At 66.3% G+C, this 13,328-nt stretch carries 19 protein-coding genes; 9 read left to right on the forward strand and 10 right to left on the reverse strand.

The window, feature by feature from the left end; all coding sequences use genetic code 11:
* Window positions 1-87: 87 nt before the first annotated feature.
* Together EKH81_RS06145 and EKH81_RS06150 are read left to right on the forward strand one after the other, a co-directional pair.
* Window positions 88-1,053: a calcium/sodium antiporter gene (locus EKH81_RS06145; RefSeq protein ID WP_132057193.1), complete on the forward strand. Its 966-nt coding sequence runs from the start codon at window positions 88-90 to the stop codon at window positions 1,051-1,053.
* 104 nt (window positions 1,054-1,157) lie between these two features.
* Window positions 1,158-2,177, forward strand: coding sequence for an AIR synthase family protein (locus EKH81_RS06150; RefSeq protein WP_132057195.1), 1,020 nt, complete (start codon window positions 1,158-1,160; stop codon window positions 2,175-2,177).
* 516 nt (window positions 2,178-2,693) lie between these two features.
* Here EKH81_RS06150 and EKH81_RS06155 read toward each other — a convergent pair.
* The gene (locus tag EKH81_RS06155; protein WP_132057197.1) at window positions 2,694-2,960 is read right to left on the reverse strand and encodes a thioredoxin domain-containing protein; all 267 of its coding nucleotides are present in this window, start codon (window positions 2,958-2,960) and stop codon (window positions 2,694-2,696) included.
* 151 nt (window positions 2,961-3,111) lie between these two features.
* On the opposite strand from EKH81_RS06155, the gene EKH81_RS06160 reads away from it, so the two are divergent.
* From EKH81_RS06160 to hisE, 5 genes are read left to right on the forward strand one after another with little or no spacing between them, the layout of a single operon-like run.
* Complete coding sequence (locus EKH81_RS06160) at window positions 3,112-3,276, forward strand: preprotein translocase subunit Sec61beta (RefSeq protein ID WP_132057199.1); 165 nt, start codon at window positions 3,112-3,114, stop codon at window positions 3,274-3,276.
* A gap of 55 nt (window positions 3,277-3,331) precedes the next feature.
* The gene (locus tag EKH81_RS06165) at window positions 3,332-4,378 is read left to right on the forward strand and encodes a phosphotransferase family protein (protein ID WP_132057201.1); all 1,047 of its coding nucleotides are present in this window, start codon (window positions 3,332-3,334) and stop codon (window positions 4,376-4,378) included.
* Window positions 4,379-4,420: 42 nt separating this feature from the next.
* The gene (gene pdxT / locus EKH81_RS06170) at window positions 4,421-5,038 is read left to right on the forward strand and encodes a pyridoxal 5'-phosphate synthase glutaminase subunit PdxT (RefSeq protein ID WP_132057204.1); all 618 of its coding nucleotides are present in this window, start codon (window positions 4,421-4,423) and stop codon (window positions 5,036-5,038) included.
* A gap of 36 nt (window positions 5,039-5,074) precedes the next feature.
* Window positions 5,075-5,527 carry a bifunctional nuclease family protein gene (locus tag EKH81_RS06175; RefSeq protein WP_132057206.1) on the forward strand — a complete coding sequence of 151 codons (453 nt, stop codon included), beginning with the start codon at window positions 5,075-5,077 and terminating at the stop codon, window positions 5,525-5,527.
* The gene (gene hisE, locus EKH81_RS06180; RefSeq protein ID WP_132057208.1) at window positions 5,524-5,838 is read left to right on the forward strand and encodes a phosphoribosyl-ATP diphosphatase; all 315 of its coding nucleotides are present in this window, start codon (window positions 5,524-5,526) and stop codon (window positions 5,836-5,838) included. The genes EKH81_RS06175 and hisE overlap by 4 nt, the downstream gene beginning before the upstream one ends.
* Window positions 5,839-6,285: 447 nt before the next feature.
* On the opposite strand, the gene EKH81_RS06185 is transcribed toward hisE, so the two are convergent.
* The 5 genes from EKH81_RS06185 to EKH81_RS06205 form a co-directional block, all read right to left on the reverse strand.
* On the reverse strand, window positions 6,286-6,600 hold the full coding sequence (locus EKH81_RS06185; protein ID WP_132057210.1) for an ASCH domain-containing protein: 315 nt from the start codon (window positions 6,598-6,600) through the stop codon (window positions 6,286-6,288).
* A gap of 61 nt (window positions 6,601-6,661) precedes the next feature.
* Window positions 6,662-7,027: a DUF5518 domain-containing protein gene (locus EKH81_RS06190; protein ID WP_132057212.1), complete on the reverse strand. Its 366-nt coding sequence runs from the start codon at window positions 7,025-7,027 to the stop codon at window positions 6,662-6,664.
* Window positions 7,028-7,094: 67 nt separating this feature from the next.
* Complete coding sequence (gene npdG, locus EKH81_RS06195) at window positions 7,095-7,763, reverse strand: NADPH-dependent F420 reductase (protein WP_132057214.1); 669 nt, start codon at window positions 7,761-7,763, stop codon at window positions 7,095-7,097.
* A gap of 36 nt (window positions 7,764-7,799) precedes the next feature.
* The gene (locus EKH81_RS06200) at window positions 7,800-8,198 is read right to left on the reverse strand and encodes a hypothetical protein (protein ID WP_132057216.1); all 399 of its coding nucleotides are present in this window, start codon (window positions 8,196-8,198) and stop codon (window positions 7,800-7,802) included.
* Window positions 8,199-8,234: 36 nt separating this feature from the next.
* The gene (locus EKH81_RS06205; RefSeq protein WP_132057218.1) at window positions 8,235-9,098 is read right to left on the reverse strand and encodes a TIGR01548 family HAD-type hydrolase; all 864 of its coding nucleotides are present in this window, start codon (window positions 9,096-9,098) and stop codon (window positions 8,235-8,237) included.
* Window positions 9,099-9,181: 83 nt separating this feature from the next.
* Between EKH81_RS06205 and EKH81_RS06210 the strand changes: the two genes are divergently transcribed.
* A complete protein-coding gene (locus EKH81_RS06210) occupies window positions 9,182-9,454 on the forward strand; it encodes a hypothetical protein (protein WP_132057220.1) in 273 nt (90 codons plus the stop codon).
* A gap of 20 nt (window positions 9,455-9,474) precedes the next feature.
* Here the strand turns inward: EKH81_RS06210 and EKH81_RS06215 are convergent, their stop codons facing one another.
* The 3 genes from EKH81_RS06215 to EKH81_RS06225 form a co-directional block, all read right to left on the reverse strand.
* Complete coding sequence (locus EKH81_RS06215; protein WP_132057222.1) at window positions 9,475-10,260, reverse strand: formate/nitrite transporter family protein; 786 nt, start codon at window positions 10,258-10,260, stop codon at window positions 9,475-9,477.
* A gap of 57 nt (window positions 10,261-10,317) precedes the next feature.
* Complete coding sequence (locus tag EKH81_RS06220) at window positions 10,318-10,869, reverse strand: metalloprotease family protein (protein ID WP_132057224.1); 552 nt, start codon at window positions 10,867-10,869, stop codon at window positions 10,318-10,320.
* A 118-nt stretch (window positions 10,870-10,987) separates the two neighbouring features.
* Window positions 10,988-11,377 (reverse strand): UPF0146 family protein, encoded by a 390-nt coding sequence (locus tag EKH81_RS06225; protein WP_132057226.1) that lies wholly within the window; start codon window positions 11,375-11,377, stop codon window positions 10,988-10,990.
* Window positions 11,378-11,416: 39 nt separating this feature from the next.
* On the opposite strand from EKH81_RS06225, the gene EKH81_RS06230 reads away from it, so the two are divergent.
* Entirely contained in the window at window positions 11,417-11,938 is a 522-nt protein-coding gene (locus tag EKH81_RS06230; protein ID WP_132057228.1) for an archaemetzincin family Zn-dependent metalloprotease, read from the forward strand.
* Here the strand turns inward: EKH81_RS06230 and EKH81_RS06235 are convergent.
* On the reverse strand, window positions 11,933-13,237 hold the full coding sequence (locus tag EKH81_RS06235) for an NHL repeat-containing protein (RefSeq protein WP_238392134.1): 1,305 nt from the start codon (window positions 13,235-13,237) through the stop codon (window positions 11,933-11,935). The two genes, EKH81_RS06230 and EKH81_RS06235, sit on opposite strands and share 6 nt — an antisense overlap.
* Window positions 13,238-13,328 lie beyond the last annotated feature (91 nt).

Here is a 13,328-nt window from a genome sequence, read left to right on the forward strand (position 1 = left end):
CCGCAAGAATCGGACATCGCGCCGCCGCGTTACGGACATGCCCAACCCACCCGTACCGATTTCCGGGCGCGCACCGTACGACGGCGCGTGCCCAGTCTCTCGTTCGACCTGCTCCTCGTCGCGGGGAGCGTCCTCGCGCTGTGGTACGGCGCGTCCGCGTTCGTGGAGTCGGCCGCGCGACTCGCTCGCGGTGTCGGCGTCTCCGACCTCGTGGTCGGTCTCACCGTGGTCGCGGCCGGGACCTCCACGCCCGAACTCCTCGTGACCCTCGACGCCGCCGTCGTCGGCCGGACCGACATCGCCGTCGGAAACGTCGTCGGGTCGAACGTGTTCAACCTCGGCCTGCTGGTGGGCGTCGTTGCGCTCGTCGCGCCACTACCGACCACCCGGACGTTCGTTGTTCGAGATGGCACCGCGCTGGTCGGTGCGACCCTTCTGACGACCGCGCTGGTCGCCGACGGACGCCTCGGGAGACTCGAAGGACTCGCGCTCGTCGCGCTCTACGCCGGGTACGTCGCGGTGCTGATTCGGTGGGACGGCGGGAGTTCGAGCGCGGAAGCCGACGGCAGCCCCGAAACGTCCTCGGCGACCGTGGTGGCCGACCGGACGTTCGAGTCGCACGACCTCCTCCGGGCGGTCGCGGGACTCGCGGTCCTCGTGGTCGGTGCGCACCTGCTGGTGGAGTCGGCGGCCGACCTCGCCCGTCTCGTCGGCGTCTCCGAGTGGGTCATCGGCGCGACGGTCGTCGCGGTCGGCACCTCGACGCCGGAGCTGGCGACCTCGCTCGCGGCGTCGGCCCGCGGGCGACACGGTGTCTCGGCCGGGAACTTCGTCGGGTCGAACGTGTTCAATCTGCTCGCGGCGCTCGGCGCGACGGCGGCGATTCGTCCGGTCTCCGTGACACCCGACGCGTGGACCGGTCTGCTGTGGCTCTGCGGACAGATGGTGGTCGTCGTGGTTCTGTTCCGGACCGGGTGGCGACTCTCCCGGCCCGAAGGAGCGTTGCTCGTCGTCGGGACGCTGGCGTGGTGGGTCGCGAGTGTCGCGGGGTGAGAGGTGTCCCGAGATGAGAGGCGTCTCGGGGTATCGCGAGGCGACGCTTCCGACGCTCGGGCGAACCACCACCGTATTTGTCCCGGCCGCCGAAATCGCCGCCAATGACCGACCTCGGAAAGGTGGACCGGGAGTTCTTCGACTCGCACATCTACCCGAATCTCGGGGCCGACCGCGGGGACGTGACCCTCGGACCGCGACACGGCGTGGACTTCGGCGTCATCGACGTGGGCGGGCAGGCGGTCGTCCTCGCCGCCGACCCGCTCTCGCTGACGCCCGCGCTCGGCTTCGAGAAGGCGGCGTGGTTCGCGGTCCACGTCGCGCTCTCGGACGCCGCGGTGTCGGGGATTCCCCCCTCGCACCTCGCGGTCACGTTCACCCTCCCGCCCGAGATGACCGACGCGGAGTTCCGGACCGTCTGGGAGACGTTCGACCGCGAGGCCACCGACCTCGGCGTGAGCATCGTGACCGGCCACACCGCCCGATACGGCGGATGTTCGTACCCGTGGGTCGGCGGCGCGACCGCGCTCGCGGTGGGCGACCCCGACGACCTCGTGCGGCCCGACGGCGCGACTCCGGGCGACCGACTGCTCGTCACGAAGGGACCGGGTCTCGAAGTCGCGGGCTTTCTGGTGACGCTGTTCGAGGACGCGGTGGATCTCCCCGAACAGACGATTTCGGACGCCAAGGAGCGGTTCTGGGACCTGAGTCCGGTCCGGGACGCGCTGACCGCGGCGGCCGCCGGACCCGTCACGGCGATGCACGACGCGACCGAGGGCGGCCTTCGCGGCGCGCTGGTCGAACTCGCGCGGGCCGGAGGGGTCAGACTCGACGTGGACTCGTCGGCGGTGCCGTTCCTGCCGGGCGTTCGCGAAGCGTGCGACTTCTTCGAGGTGGACCCGTGGACCGCGACCAGCGAGGGGACGCTCCTGCTGACTGTCGAGGCGTCGGGCGTCGAGGCGGTCCTGTCGGCGCTGGAAGCCGAGGGCATTCCGGCGGCCGAAATCGGCGAGGTTCGGGAGGGCGAGGGGGCGTATCTGGACGGCGAGCGCGTCGAACCCCCGGAGGTGGACCCCTCGTGGGAGGTCTTCGAGGAGTACGCCGAGAAGGTGGGACTGGAGTGAACCGGGGATCCTCCGTATTTTATTTCGTAGACGTGTTTGGCGGTGAGACGTGTGCTCAGCGGGAAAAGGGGTGTTTGACACGAGAAGCTAGCTACTCCCGGTACCTATGAGGACCGCACAGCACCGCGACCGCACCGCGCCCCGTGCCTCCCCGCCTGCTCGCGCACGAGGCGCTCGCGGCGCGTCCCGTGGTCTGCGTAGCCTCCGAAACGCCAGACTTGTCCGGGCCCCTGCGGTCAGGAAGCACTCGCGCGCCTCCGGCAGAGGCGCGCGAGTGGGGAGGTGTGGGGATTCCTGGCGGATGAAGGGCGAGGGAGGCGCGAGCGACCGACAGGGAGCGAGCAACGACTGAGGGCTTCAATTCCTAGGTACCGGGAGTAGCTAGCTTCACGCCGATGAACCCTATTCGAAATGAATACGGTACCAGCGACTGGCGGAGGCTGATGAACGCTAACAACGAGCGAAGCCACTCCGAAAAAATCCCGGCACGGAACCGAATACGCCAGAAGTACGCTTCTACGCGCCGGCTTCTTCGAGCGCCGATTCGAGTTCCTCGCGCTGGGTGACGCCGACGAATCGCTCTACCACGCCGTCGTCGTTCTCGACCACGATGGTCGGAATCGAGCGGACCTGATACTCGTTGGCGACGTCTTGGTGTTCGTCCACGTCAATTTTCTCGAACTCGACATCGCCCCAGTCAGACTCCATCTCTTCGAGGATGGGGTCCTGAGTCTTGCACGGGCCACACCAGTCGGCGTAAAAGTCCTTCAGGGTGACAGTCATTGGTGGTCTGGCCGAATGTACCTGCGCCGCGCGCATAAGGGTTTCCCACCGACGCTGACTTGCCGCGACCGCAACTCTCCAGCGTTCTGACCACCCGGACGCGTCGAGACGCTCCGAAAGGTTTAGGCGACCCGAGGGCGCATCGTGACTCATGAGCAGCGGAGAAAACAGCGGCGGACTGATGTCCAGCGCGGGACTCGTCCGATACTTCGACGCCGAGGACAGTAACGCGATTCGCATCGACCCTAAGACCGTCGTCGCCTTCGGGGTCCTGTTCGGTCTGTTCGTCCAGATGCTGAACGTCATCGGACTGTAACGGCGCTCTTTCGTCTCGGAGAAAGTATATCAGACGTCTCACTGTAGCGCCGCGCATGTCAGACAGCAACGGCGTTTCGATTTCTGGTGACGCTCACTCTCGCGCCGAACTCCGGGACGCGGTCCGCGATATGTTGCCCGCCGCCGAACTCCGGGACGTTCGTGCAGTCGAGCGCGGGAAGAACGCCGTCTACGTCGTCACCCTCTCAGATGGCGAGGAGTCGCGCGAACTTGTTCTGAAGGTCGGCACCTACCACTTCCCGGAGGGGTGTCGCGCCGAACCGTTCGTCCTCGACCGAATCGCGTCTCGCACCGAAATTCCCGTGCCGGAGGTCGTGGGGTTGGGTGAACTCGCAGACGCCCCGTGCTTCCTCGCCGAGCGCGTCCCCGGCGAGACGTTCGAGTGCGACCCCGAAGCCCTCGCGCCCGAGACGTTCGAGCGAGTCTGCGTCGAGGCGGGCCGAAATCTCGGCGAGCTCCACGCCGCGCTCCCGGCCGACGACTGGGGATTGTTGGGCGTCGAAGCGGGCCACCAGTCGCTCGAATTCGTTCGAACGTTCGACGACTGGCCGACCTACTTCGAAGCGTGGGCGAGCCACAACGTCGAGCGCCTCGAAGGCACCCGATTTTCGGACCTGACTCCCGCGTTGGACTCCCGGGTCGCCGACGCCGCGGCGGAACTTCGGGAATACGGCCCGTTCGACCCGGTCGTGACTCACTACGACTACCGACTCGGCAACCTCCTGCTGAACCGAGACGCGTCCAATCGCCCGGTCACGAACGCGGTCATCGACTGGGCGACCCCGACCGCGGCGACCGCCGAATCCGAGTTGGCCGTGACCGACGCCCTCCTCGTGGACTGGCCAGCGTTCGGACCCGACAGAAAGCGACACCTCCGCGAGCGTCTCTACGAGGGATATCAGGAGACGAACGACCTCGAACGCGACGCGGGATTCGAGGTACGGCGTCGGGTGTACGACTTCGCGGCGCGACTTCGACTGATGGTGAATCTCGACGAGGAGATGGCCGGACGCCCCGAAACCGCCGTCGAGGCCCGCGCCCGCGAGCATCGGGACGCGCTCGCCCGATTCGGCGCGGAGTGACGAGACGCACGCTTTTTGCGCCCCGACTTCGTAACCCCGGTCATGACTCTCAAAGCTGGCGTCATCGCCGTCCAGGGCGACGTGAGCGAACACGCCGACGCCGTCCGCCGGGCCGGAGCGGCCCACGACCGCGAAGTCGAGGTGGCCGAGATTCGGACCGCGGGGACAGTGTCCGACTGCGACCTGCTTCTGATGCCCGGCGGCGAATCGACCGCTATCTCGCGGCTTCTCCAGTCGGAGGGCATCGCCGAGGAAATCGTCGCCCACGCGCAGGCGGGCAAGCCCGTGCTGGCGACGTGCGCGGGCCTCATCGTCGCCGCGACCGACGCGGGCGACGACCGCGTGGAAAATCTCGGTATCGTAGACGTGACCGTCGAGCGCAACGCCTTCGGTCGCCAGAAGGATAGCTTCGAAGCGCCCCTCGACGTGGCGGGCCTCGACTCGCCGTTTCCGGCAGTGTTCATCCGCGCGCCGCTCATCGAAGAGGTGGGTGAGGGGACGGAGGTCCTCGCCGAGTGGGACGGCCGACCGGTCGCGGTCCGGGACGGACCCGTGGTCGCCACCTCGTTCCACCCCGAACTCACGCCCGACTCGCGGCTTCACGGGCTCGCGTTCTTCGAGGACGCGGACGCAGAGGAATCGATTCCCGTCGGCGAGTAGGGCAGACTTTTCTTGCTGGCTCCCGTCGGTCGGGACATGAACGCCGACATCGATGCGGTGCGAGTCGCCATGACCGGCGAGGGTCCGGTCCCGGTGGTCGTGCTCGCGCCCGACGACGACGAGGACATTCTCCCCATCTTCATCGGCTTCGAGGAGGCGGTCAGCATCGCCCGCGGGATGGAAGCCGAGGACATCGGTCGCCCGCTGACTCACGACCTCCTGCTCGACGTGATGGAGGAACTCGGCGGGCGAGTCACCCGCGTCGTGGTGTCGTCGCTCGAAGACAACACCTACATCGCCGACCTCCACATCGACACCCCGCGAGGGACGACCGTAGTGGACGCCCGGCCGAGCGACTCGCTCGCGCTCGCCGCCCGGACGAACGCCCCGGTCGAGGTCGGCGACGAGGTGTTCGAACACGGCCGACGAGACCCCGAGGAGTTCGAGGAACTGCAGGATATCAACGAAGTCGCGGAGTTGGGACCATGAGCGGGAACCCGGAAAGCGACGGCGACACCGACGCCGTGCTCGACGAACTGTTCGCGGTCATCGAAGACCGCAAGGAGACGATGCCCGAGGGGTCGTACACCGCCTCGCTGTTCGACCACGAGAAGGGCGAGAACGCGGTCCTCGAAAAGCTCGGCGAGGAGGCGACCGAACTGATTCTGGCGGCGAAAGACGACGACCGCGAGGAGATGGCCCACGAGAGCGCCGACATCGTCTACCACCTGCTGGTCCTGCTCTCGATGAAGGGGATGGACATCGAAGACCTGCGGGCGGAGCTTCGAGAGCGGCGGTAGGGCGATTTTGGGGGGTCGATTCCGGGAATCTTCGTTAGAATCACGGCGCGCGCTGGCGCGACTCGTGGTTTGAGTCGCGCCCAAAGCGCGCGAGGGATGACGAGAACGAGCGACCGCAGGGAGTGAGTGAACGAATCGGTTGGGGAGGATTGTGGCCCGCGTTTGCGGTGCGGATGCGGTCTCATAGGTACCGGGAATAGCTAGCTGCTCTCTACTTCTGTCGTTGAGGATTTTGACCGCGTCTCTACCTCCGTCGTTGAGGACTTTGACCGCGTGGAAAGTCGCGCATACCCGGAATAGCTAGCCGCTCTCTACTTGCGGTCCAGTTTATTGGGTTTCGTTATCTACTCCCGGTGCAAATGGAGGCCGCATCCGCACTGCAACGAATCGCATCCGCACCGTAACCGGGCGGGAGCTTTCGAAGCCAACACCCGGCAATTCCGAAGATTACTCGCCGTCCGCCTTCTCGAACCGATGCAGAACGACCTCACTATCGTCGTCCCACTCGAAGTTGTCGTGCGCTCGGTTCAGCACCTCGCGGTACTGCTCCAAATCGGCCATTCCCTCGGCTTGCGCGTCCTCGTCGGTCAGGTCGCCCAATCGACGCTCCTGTACTTCGACCACCTCGAACGCCTCCCCGCTAATCTCGAAGCGGTCGCCCGTCTCGGCGTACTGGTCGCCGCGGTGAATCTGTGTCACGTCGCCCGCGAGCGCGCTGTCTCGCATTCGTCCGTTCGGGAGCAGGGTGTCTGCGTCTACCATATCGAAGAAGACGGACGCGACCGACAAAGTGGTTGGGGACTCCTGGCCTCCTCCCTCGGACTTATTCCTCGGCAATCCACCCGCCGAGCGCACCGGCAATCGCGCTTTCGAGGCCGAGAATTAGCGCGAGCAACACCCCGACGAGGAAGATGCTCCCGCCGAGCAGGGGGCCAAGCGGACCGAGACCGACAGTGCCGAGCGCCCCGGCCGCGATTCCGAGCACGACGGCGAGGACGACGCCGCCGATGGAGCCAGCGAGCAGGCCGTGCCACGCGCCGCCGCCGAAGCCGCCGCCCGCGATGTAGCCCGCGACGAAGCCGCCGAGCAGGCCCGCGGTGAGCTGGCCGAGTCCGGGGAAGACGATGCCGAGCGTCCCCACCACTACTTGAATGACGAAGCCGACCGCGACCGCGTACCAGTTGGTCATCTCGTCTCAGTGTACGCTTCGCGCGGAGATAAGGCTGATTGCGGCCTCCAGTCGAACTCGATGCCCACTACTCGAATTTCACGCCCACGTCGTGCATCCCCTCGTTCTCCATCGCGATGTTGATGAGCAGCGGCGTCAGCCCTTCGACCTCCGCGGCGTTCGCGATTCCGCCCGCCGAGAGCGCGCGAAGTCCCTCGATTTGCTCGGCGAGCGTCACCACGATGTCCACGGCGTCGTCGTTGTCGCCGACGACGAGGGTGTCGAGGTCGAGTTCCACGTCGAGATTGGCGAGGCGGTCGGCCGAGAGATTGTGGAACGCGCCGACCACAGGGACGCCGTCGGGCGCGGTGTCGGCGACCAGTTCGGTCACGCTCCCGGCCTTCGGGGGCTTGTAGTGGAAGCCGTCGTCGTCGCGCTTCATCCCGACCGCCGGGGTGACGAGCACGTCGGCGTCAGTGATGCGGTCGGCGACCGACTCGATAGTGTCCCGGACGTGGTAGGCGGGCACCGCGAGCACCACCACGTCGGCGCGGTCGGCCGCCATCTCGTTTCCGAACCCCTTGACCGTGCGCTCGACGCCGACGCTGTCGAGTTCGGTCTCGTACTCTTCGGCCTTGCCTCGCGCGCGCTCGGGGTCGCGAGACCCGACGAGAATCTCGTGGTCGGTGTCGCGCGCCCACCGGAGCGCGAGCGCCTGTCCGATGTCTCCCGTTCCGCCGAGAAGTGCGATTCGCATACCCCACGTTCGACGCGGGGCCGGATTAAACATTCCTTACCGCGACGCCGACGGCGTTCCGAGCGCGGCCCGAAGCCTGTCGTAGCCGTCGCCCGACGCTCGGCGGGCGACTCGTAGTGCGACCAGCACCGTCACGACCCGGCCCGCGAGGTCGAGCGCAGTTTCGGGGGCGACCACGCGCTCGACCGTCCAGAAGCCGACGAGCGAGACGCCGAACAGCGCGAGAAAGAACAGCGTGAGTCGGCCAGCGCCGTCGTGAGACGCCGTCTTCTGGTTCACGTACCAGCGCGCAATCGGAAGTCCGACAAGGAGAGACACCGCGGCGTAGGGCCAGAACGCAGTCGGGTTCGGCGCGACGAGCGCGCCGAACAGGATTGCGAGAAAGCCGCCGAGTCCGAGTGTCCACGCCGCGCGTTCGGCGTCTTGCCAGTTCATAGGTCAGCTATTGAACGCAATCTCGGAAAATTATTGCTATTCCAATATTTCTGGAAGCTCGTTGACCGACGCCACGACCGCATCCGCACCTGCGTCCTCGTACTTCCGGCGGCCTTCCGCACCGGTCAAACCGCCGGTCAGCACGCCGACCCCGACGTACTCCCGGTCGGGGTCGGCCTCGGCGGCGTTTCGCGCGGTCTTCACGTCGTCCAAGGTGTCGCCGACGAACACGACCGAGTCGGCGTCGAATCGGTCGGCGAGGGTGACGAGCGCGTGTGGGTGGGGCTTGCCCTCCTCCCAGTCGTCCATCGTGAACCGCCGGTCGTCGGGTACGCCGAGTCCGGCCCGGCGCTGGGCGATGTCGGCCTCGGCGGCGGGTCTGCCGGTCACGATTCCGAGGGGTCGGTCGGCGAGCGCGTCGAGAGTCGCGGGGTCGAGGATGACCGGTTCGTCGTGGATGAACCCCGGCGCGTCGATGTCGGGGGCCTCGCCCTCGATGTCCGAGTAGAGGTCCGCGCCGAGGTAGAGTTGCTGGAACACCGCCCGGAGGCGCTCGGTGTCCCACGCCTCGCGAACGCGCTCGCGGGCACTGCCCGCGAGCGCGTCGTCCACGACCGATTCGGCGGCCGAGAGACCGCCGCCCGACTCTCGGATTCGGTCGGTGAAGGCGTCCACGTCGAGGTCGAGTCCCTCCCGGCGCGCGAGGACGTGAAGCGCCGCGGCGTAGGTGAGTTCCCAGTCGTTGTTGAAACCGCCCGCGTCCTTGAACGCCTGAATCTCGGCCTTCGCGATGGTGTCGCCGTAAACGCGCTCTATCGACTCCACGATTGCTCGCCGGTAGGAGTCGGCCACGTCCACGACCACGCCGTCGATGTCCAGCACGACCGCGTCTGCTTGCATGCGTGGGGGTAGTGAACCGGCGTTCAAGGGTCTTGCGACGCGTAATCGGAACGTTCAGAACGAATCCGGCCGCCAGTAGGCGTGTGACACGAACCGTTGACGACCTCCGGAACGAGATTCGCCAGGCAGTCGGGAGATACGAGCGCGTCGAATCGACCGCCTTCACCAAGGAAGCCCTCGCCGCAATCTGCGACGCCGTGAGCTACGATATCGAGACGAACCGCCTTCCCGCCAAGTCGGAGATGCGAGCAGGTATCCTCTGGAAAATCGGCGTCGCAGACGACCCGGAGAGCGCGAAGCGACCCTTCCGGAAGGCGGAACTCGAAGCTATCGCGGACGCGCTCGGAATCGAGTAGTCGATTATCCTCATTGAGTGTCAGTCGTCCTCGCGCGCCCCCTTCACCTGCGCGACGTGGCTCAGCGTGACCAGACCCAGACCTCCGACGAGGTTCCCGGCGGTGACGACGGCCGTCGTCCCGACCAGCGCGCCGACCCCGACGTTCGCACCGAGGAACACGCCGAACAGGACGTGAAGTATCGTGACGACCACGTGGTCGAAGGGGCCGAGCGTCAGCAGGACGCCCACGATGTACGCCATCGCGATTCGGCTCCCGACGCTGTTGACCGCCGCCAAGAGAAACGACAGCAGCGAGACGAGTGCGCCTCCGGTGATGGCCTTCACGAACTCGGCGGACGGTTCACGGCGGACGATTTCCTCGGCGGTCGTGACGAGGACGTGGGGCGTCCCCGACGGAAGCGCGCCTTCGACCGACAGGAGGGCCACGAGGAGCGCGCCGCCGACGAGGTTGAACGCGAACGTGAGCGTCCAGAGCCGAACCAGCGGGCCGACCAGCCACGACTCCGATTCGTCGGCCGCTTTCGCGACCGGGTCGAAGAAGTTCTCGTTGAACAGTTCGGCCCGGCCGACGACCAGAAACACGACCCCGGTGCCGAACGCGAGCGCCCCTGCGACTGGGGCGACCTCGTCGAACTCGGGTTCGACCGCGGCCTCCACGATGCCGAGCGCGGCCATCCCGAAGACGATGGTGAATCCCGCGATGAAACTGGTCGAGACGAGTTCGAGCAACGACTGGTCGAGGCGGCGCTCGCCCTCGGCGACCGCTCGGTCGAAGATTTCTGCGGGGTCGGGCGCGACCGACACGCTTCACTCGTCGGTCGGATTTCGGAAAAACGTCGTGGCAGGCCCGCCAGCCGGAGACTACTGCAGTACGCCCATCGAGATGACCGCGACGAACAGCAAGCCGAGCGCGTATATCGCGTCGAGCCAGAAGAAACTCAGCAGATTGGCGACGTAGATAACCGCAACGACCGGCAAGGCGAGCAACACGAGCGGCGCACTTCGCCACTCGCGCTTGGTTCGGTTCCAGATGGTCTCCGCGTCGCCGGTACTCGGGAAAGCGTGCATTCCGACGCTCGCACCGAGCCACAGCAAGCCGTAGGCGGGCGCGCCGAACTGGTCGACGTAGAGTCCGCTTCCGTCGGGTTTCCCCCAGAGAAGCGCGAGCGCTCCGAACAGTCCCAACGCCAGCGCGGTGTTCAGGACGAACGGCGCGACGCTGACGGCGAGCGAGGCGCGAAAGCGCTCGGGTTCGTCGTGGAGGACGTACCCGGCGGGATTGCCGACTCGGAAGTAGCAGACCTCGGCGACTGGAATGTCGTAGCGGTCGCAGACCTTTTTGTGGGCGAACTCGTGGACGACGACGCCGGGGAACGTCACGAGACTTATCAGGAACCCGGGAATGATGAGCATACCGCGAACGTTTCATCTCGAAGTAATAAAGTTAGGTTTCATTATCGTCGGCGATAATTTCCTCGATTCGCGTCCGAACGTCCGATTCGCTCACTGCGGACGCGCTACTCTTGCGCCATTATTCTCGCGCCACGAACACCGTGTCGCCCGGAATCGTCTCGCGCTCGACGGGAACCGCGGGCTGGTCGCCGCCCAGGGTGGTGAACAGCAACGCGGCGTCGGCCCGGCGCGCGAGGTCGCGCGCCGGGCCGTGAAGTTCGGGCGGGAAATTCAGCGCGTAGATGGCGTCGGCGTCCCGATAGACCGCGAGGTCGGGGTCGAAAACGTCGTCCGCGACGAACGCGACGCCCGCCGGGACTTCTCGGGGATGGACGTCGGTCGCGGTCACCGTCTTTCCGGCGTCGGCGAGCGCGGCCGCCACGTCGGTCCGGCGGCCGATTCCGACCTCCACGAGCGTCTCGAACCCCGAGAGGCGGTCGGCGAGGGCGTCGCGGGTGTGTGGGTCCACGGCGGGAAGTTTATGGGCCGCTCGCGCATAGTGGTTCCTATGCTCGTTGATGTCGTCCCAGTCGGGGACGTTTCCGCGCAGGTCAAGCGGCAGGCCTCGGCCGCGCTCCGCTCTGTCTACGACTGCGAGGTCACGATTCACGAATCCCAGTCGGTCCCCACCGGGGCCCACGACGAGAAACGCGACCAGTACCGGGCCGAGGAGTTCATCGAACTCGCGGGCCGAATCGGGTCGGGCGCGAAGAACATCGCCATCACGCCTAAGGACCTGTTCTACCGCAGACGAAACTACGTCTTCGGTCTCGCCTACCTCGACGGCAAGGGGAGCGTCATCTCGACCTACCGACTCCAGACCTCCAGCGACGGCGGCTTCTCGAATCGGAGCGCGAGCGACATCTTCTCCGACCGGGTTCGCAAGGAGGTCGTCCACGAAATCGGCCACACGATGGGTCTCGAACACTGCGACAACAAGCGGTGCGTGATGAACTTCTCGCCCACCGTCCGAGAGGTGGACGTGAAAGAGGAGAATCTCTGCGGGTCGTGTCAGCGAATCGTTCTATGAGCGGAGTCGGCGAAGCCAGCCCACGCCGCGCCACCTGAGTCCTTCGATTCCTGCTCCGAGGAGCGCCAGCACGCTCACGAACAGCGGAATCGCCTGCTCGCCGAACCCGGTCGGCAGGACGTACTTGGTTATCGAGACGCCGTAGTTCAGATACTGCTCGACTATCCACCGATTCTCCTCGGCGTCTGCGAGTCCCGCATCGTCGGCGGTGGGTCGGTCGCTGCTCCCCTCGCCGGGAAGTCGGTCGGCCTCGTAGGGCAGGCCGCCCGTTTTCACGGCCCACACGATTTCGCCCTCCTCGTTCACCTGCACCACGCGGTCGTTGTACGAGTCGGTGACGAGCGTGTGCCCGTTCGGCTGTCGGTCGGCGTCCCGGGGCCACTGGAGCGTGCCGCTCCCGCCGAACGTCCAGACGACTTCGCCGTCGGCGTTCATCTCGACGATACGGTCGTGTTCGCTGTCGGCCACGAGCAGGTGGTCGTCGGCCAGCCTGTCGGGGTTGTGCTGCTCGTGGAGAATCTCACCCTCCTCGTGGTAGTCGTCCGGTCCGACCACGGGTTCGACGCTCACCGAGCCGTCGTCTTCGACGTGGAGTTCGGCCACGGTGTCGAAGTTTCGGAGGCTAATCTGGAACACGCCGGGTTCGAGTCGGTCCACGTCGTTGACGTGGGTCCAGTCGCCCTCGGGACCTATCTCGTCGGGGCGCTCGTAGTCGTCGGTGGCGTACCACTCCCAGACGATGTCCTTCGATTCGTTCACCGCGAACACGCGGTCGTTGCCCATGTCCACCATCACCCAGTGGTCTTCGCCGTCCACGGTGTAGTGGTCGGCGTCGTGGAGTTCGTGTTCGTGAAGCTCCACGTCGTACCACGCGTACTCCCACACCGTGTCGTTGGTCGATTGCTCGACGATTCGGAGGCTGTTGCGGACGCAGTTAGTGTACCCGTCGTTCTGATACTCCTCGGGACAGTCGGCGTCGGGAATCTCCTCCGCGGTCGAAATCTGGATGCGGTCGGGACCCAGCGCCTCCACGTCGAACACGTCGTCGGTCTCGTCGTACTCCCAGACGACCTCGCCCTCGGGCGACACCTCGATGGCTCGTCCCTCGTCCTGATACCCCTGCAACGCGACGAGAGTGTTGTTTTCGGGCGAGTGGTCGTTCACCGTCAGTTGGGGATACGCCGGGGCCGAGAGGACGCCGACGGTCGCGACTGCGAGACAGACCACCGCGAGGCACGCGAACAGCTTTGCGCGCCTCTCGTGGCCGGTGCCGAACCAGACTAAGAGGACACGTATCACTAAGTGGGGCTATGCATGCACGAACGAAAACCGTTCGGTTCTTCGTTGACTCCGACAGCCTCCTGCCCGGCGCGCAGGAACAGTCAAAAGC

This window comes from Halorussus amylolyticus (genome assembly GCF_004143485.2).
Lineage (GTDB): Archaea > Halobacteriota > Halobacteria > Halobacteriales > Haladaptataceae > Halorussus > Halorussus amylolyticus.

Coding starts and splice junctions, on each gene's coding strand:
- EKH81_RS06160 (WP_132057199.1), top strand. CDS start 3,112: ATGAGCAGCGGAGAAAACAGCGGCGGACTGATGTCCAGCGCGGGACTC.
- hisE (WP_132057208.1), top strand. CDS start 5,524: ATGAGCGGGAACCCGGAAAGCGACGGCGACACCGACGCCGTGCTCGAC.
- EKH81_RS06185 (WP_132057210.1), bottom strand. CDS start 6,600: ATGGTAGACGCAGACACCCTGCTCCCGAACGGACGAATGCGAGACAGC.
- EKH81_RS06220 (WP_132057224.1), bottom strand. CDS start 10,869: ATGCTCATCATTCCCGGGTTCCTGATAAGTCTCGTGACGTTCCCCGGC.
- pdxT (WP_132057204.1), top strand. CDS start 4,421: ATGACTCTCAAAGCTGGCGTCATCGCCGTCCAGGGCGACGTGAGCGAA.
- EKH81_RS06155 (WP_132057197.1), bottom strand. CDS start 2,960: ATGACTGTCACCCTGAAGGACTTTTACGCCGACTGGTGTGGCCCGTGC.
- EKH81_RS06175 (WP_132057206.1), top strand. CDS start 5,075: ATGAACGCCGACATCGATGCGGTGCGAGTCGCCATGACCGGCGAGGGT.
- EKH81_RS06190 (WP_132057212.1), bottom strand. CDS start 7,027: ATGACCAACTGGTACGCGGTCGCGGTCGGCTTCGTCATTCAAGTAGTG.
- EKH81_RS06165 (WP_132057201.1), top strand. CDS start 3,332: ATGTCAGACAGCAACGGCGTTTCGATTTCTGGTGACGCTCACTCTCGC.
- EKH81_RS06200 (WP_132057216.1), bottom strand. CDS start 8,198: ATGAACTGGCAAGACGCCGAACGCGCGGCGTGGACACTCGGACTCGGC.
- EKH81_RS06230 (WP_132057228.1), top strand. CDS start 11,417: ATGCTCGTTGATGTCGTCCCAGTCGGGGACGTTTCCGCGCAGGTCAAG.
- EKH81_RS06150 (WP_132057195.1), top strand. CDS start 1,158: ATGACCGACCTCGGAAAGGTGGACCGGGAGTTCTTCGACTCGCACATC.
- EKH81_RS06205 (WP_132057218.1), bottom strand. CDS start 9,098: ATGCAAGCAGACGCGGTCGTGCTGGACATCGACGGCGTGGTCGTGGAC.
- npdG (WP_132057214.1), bottom strand. CDS start 7,763: ATGCGAATCGCACTTCTCGGCGGAACGGGAGACATCGGACAGGCGCTC.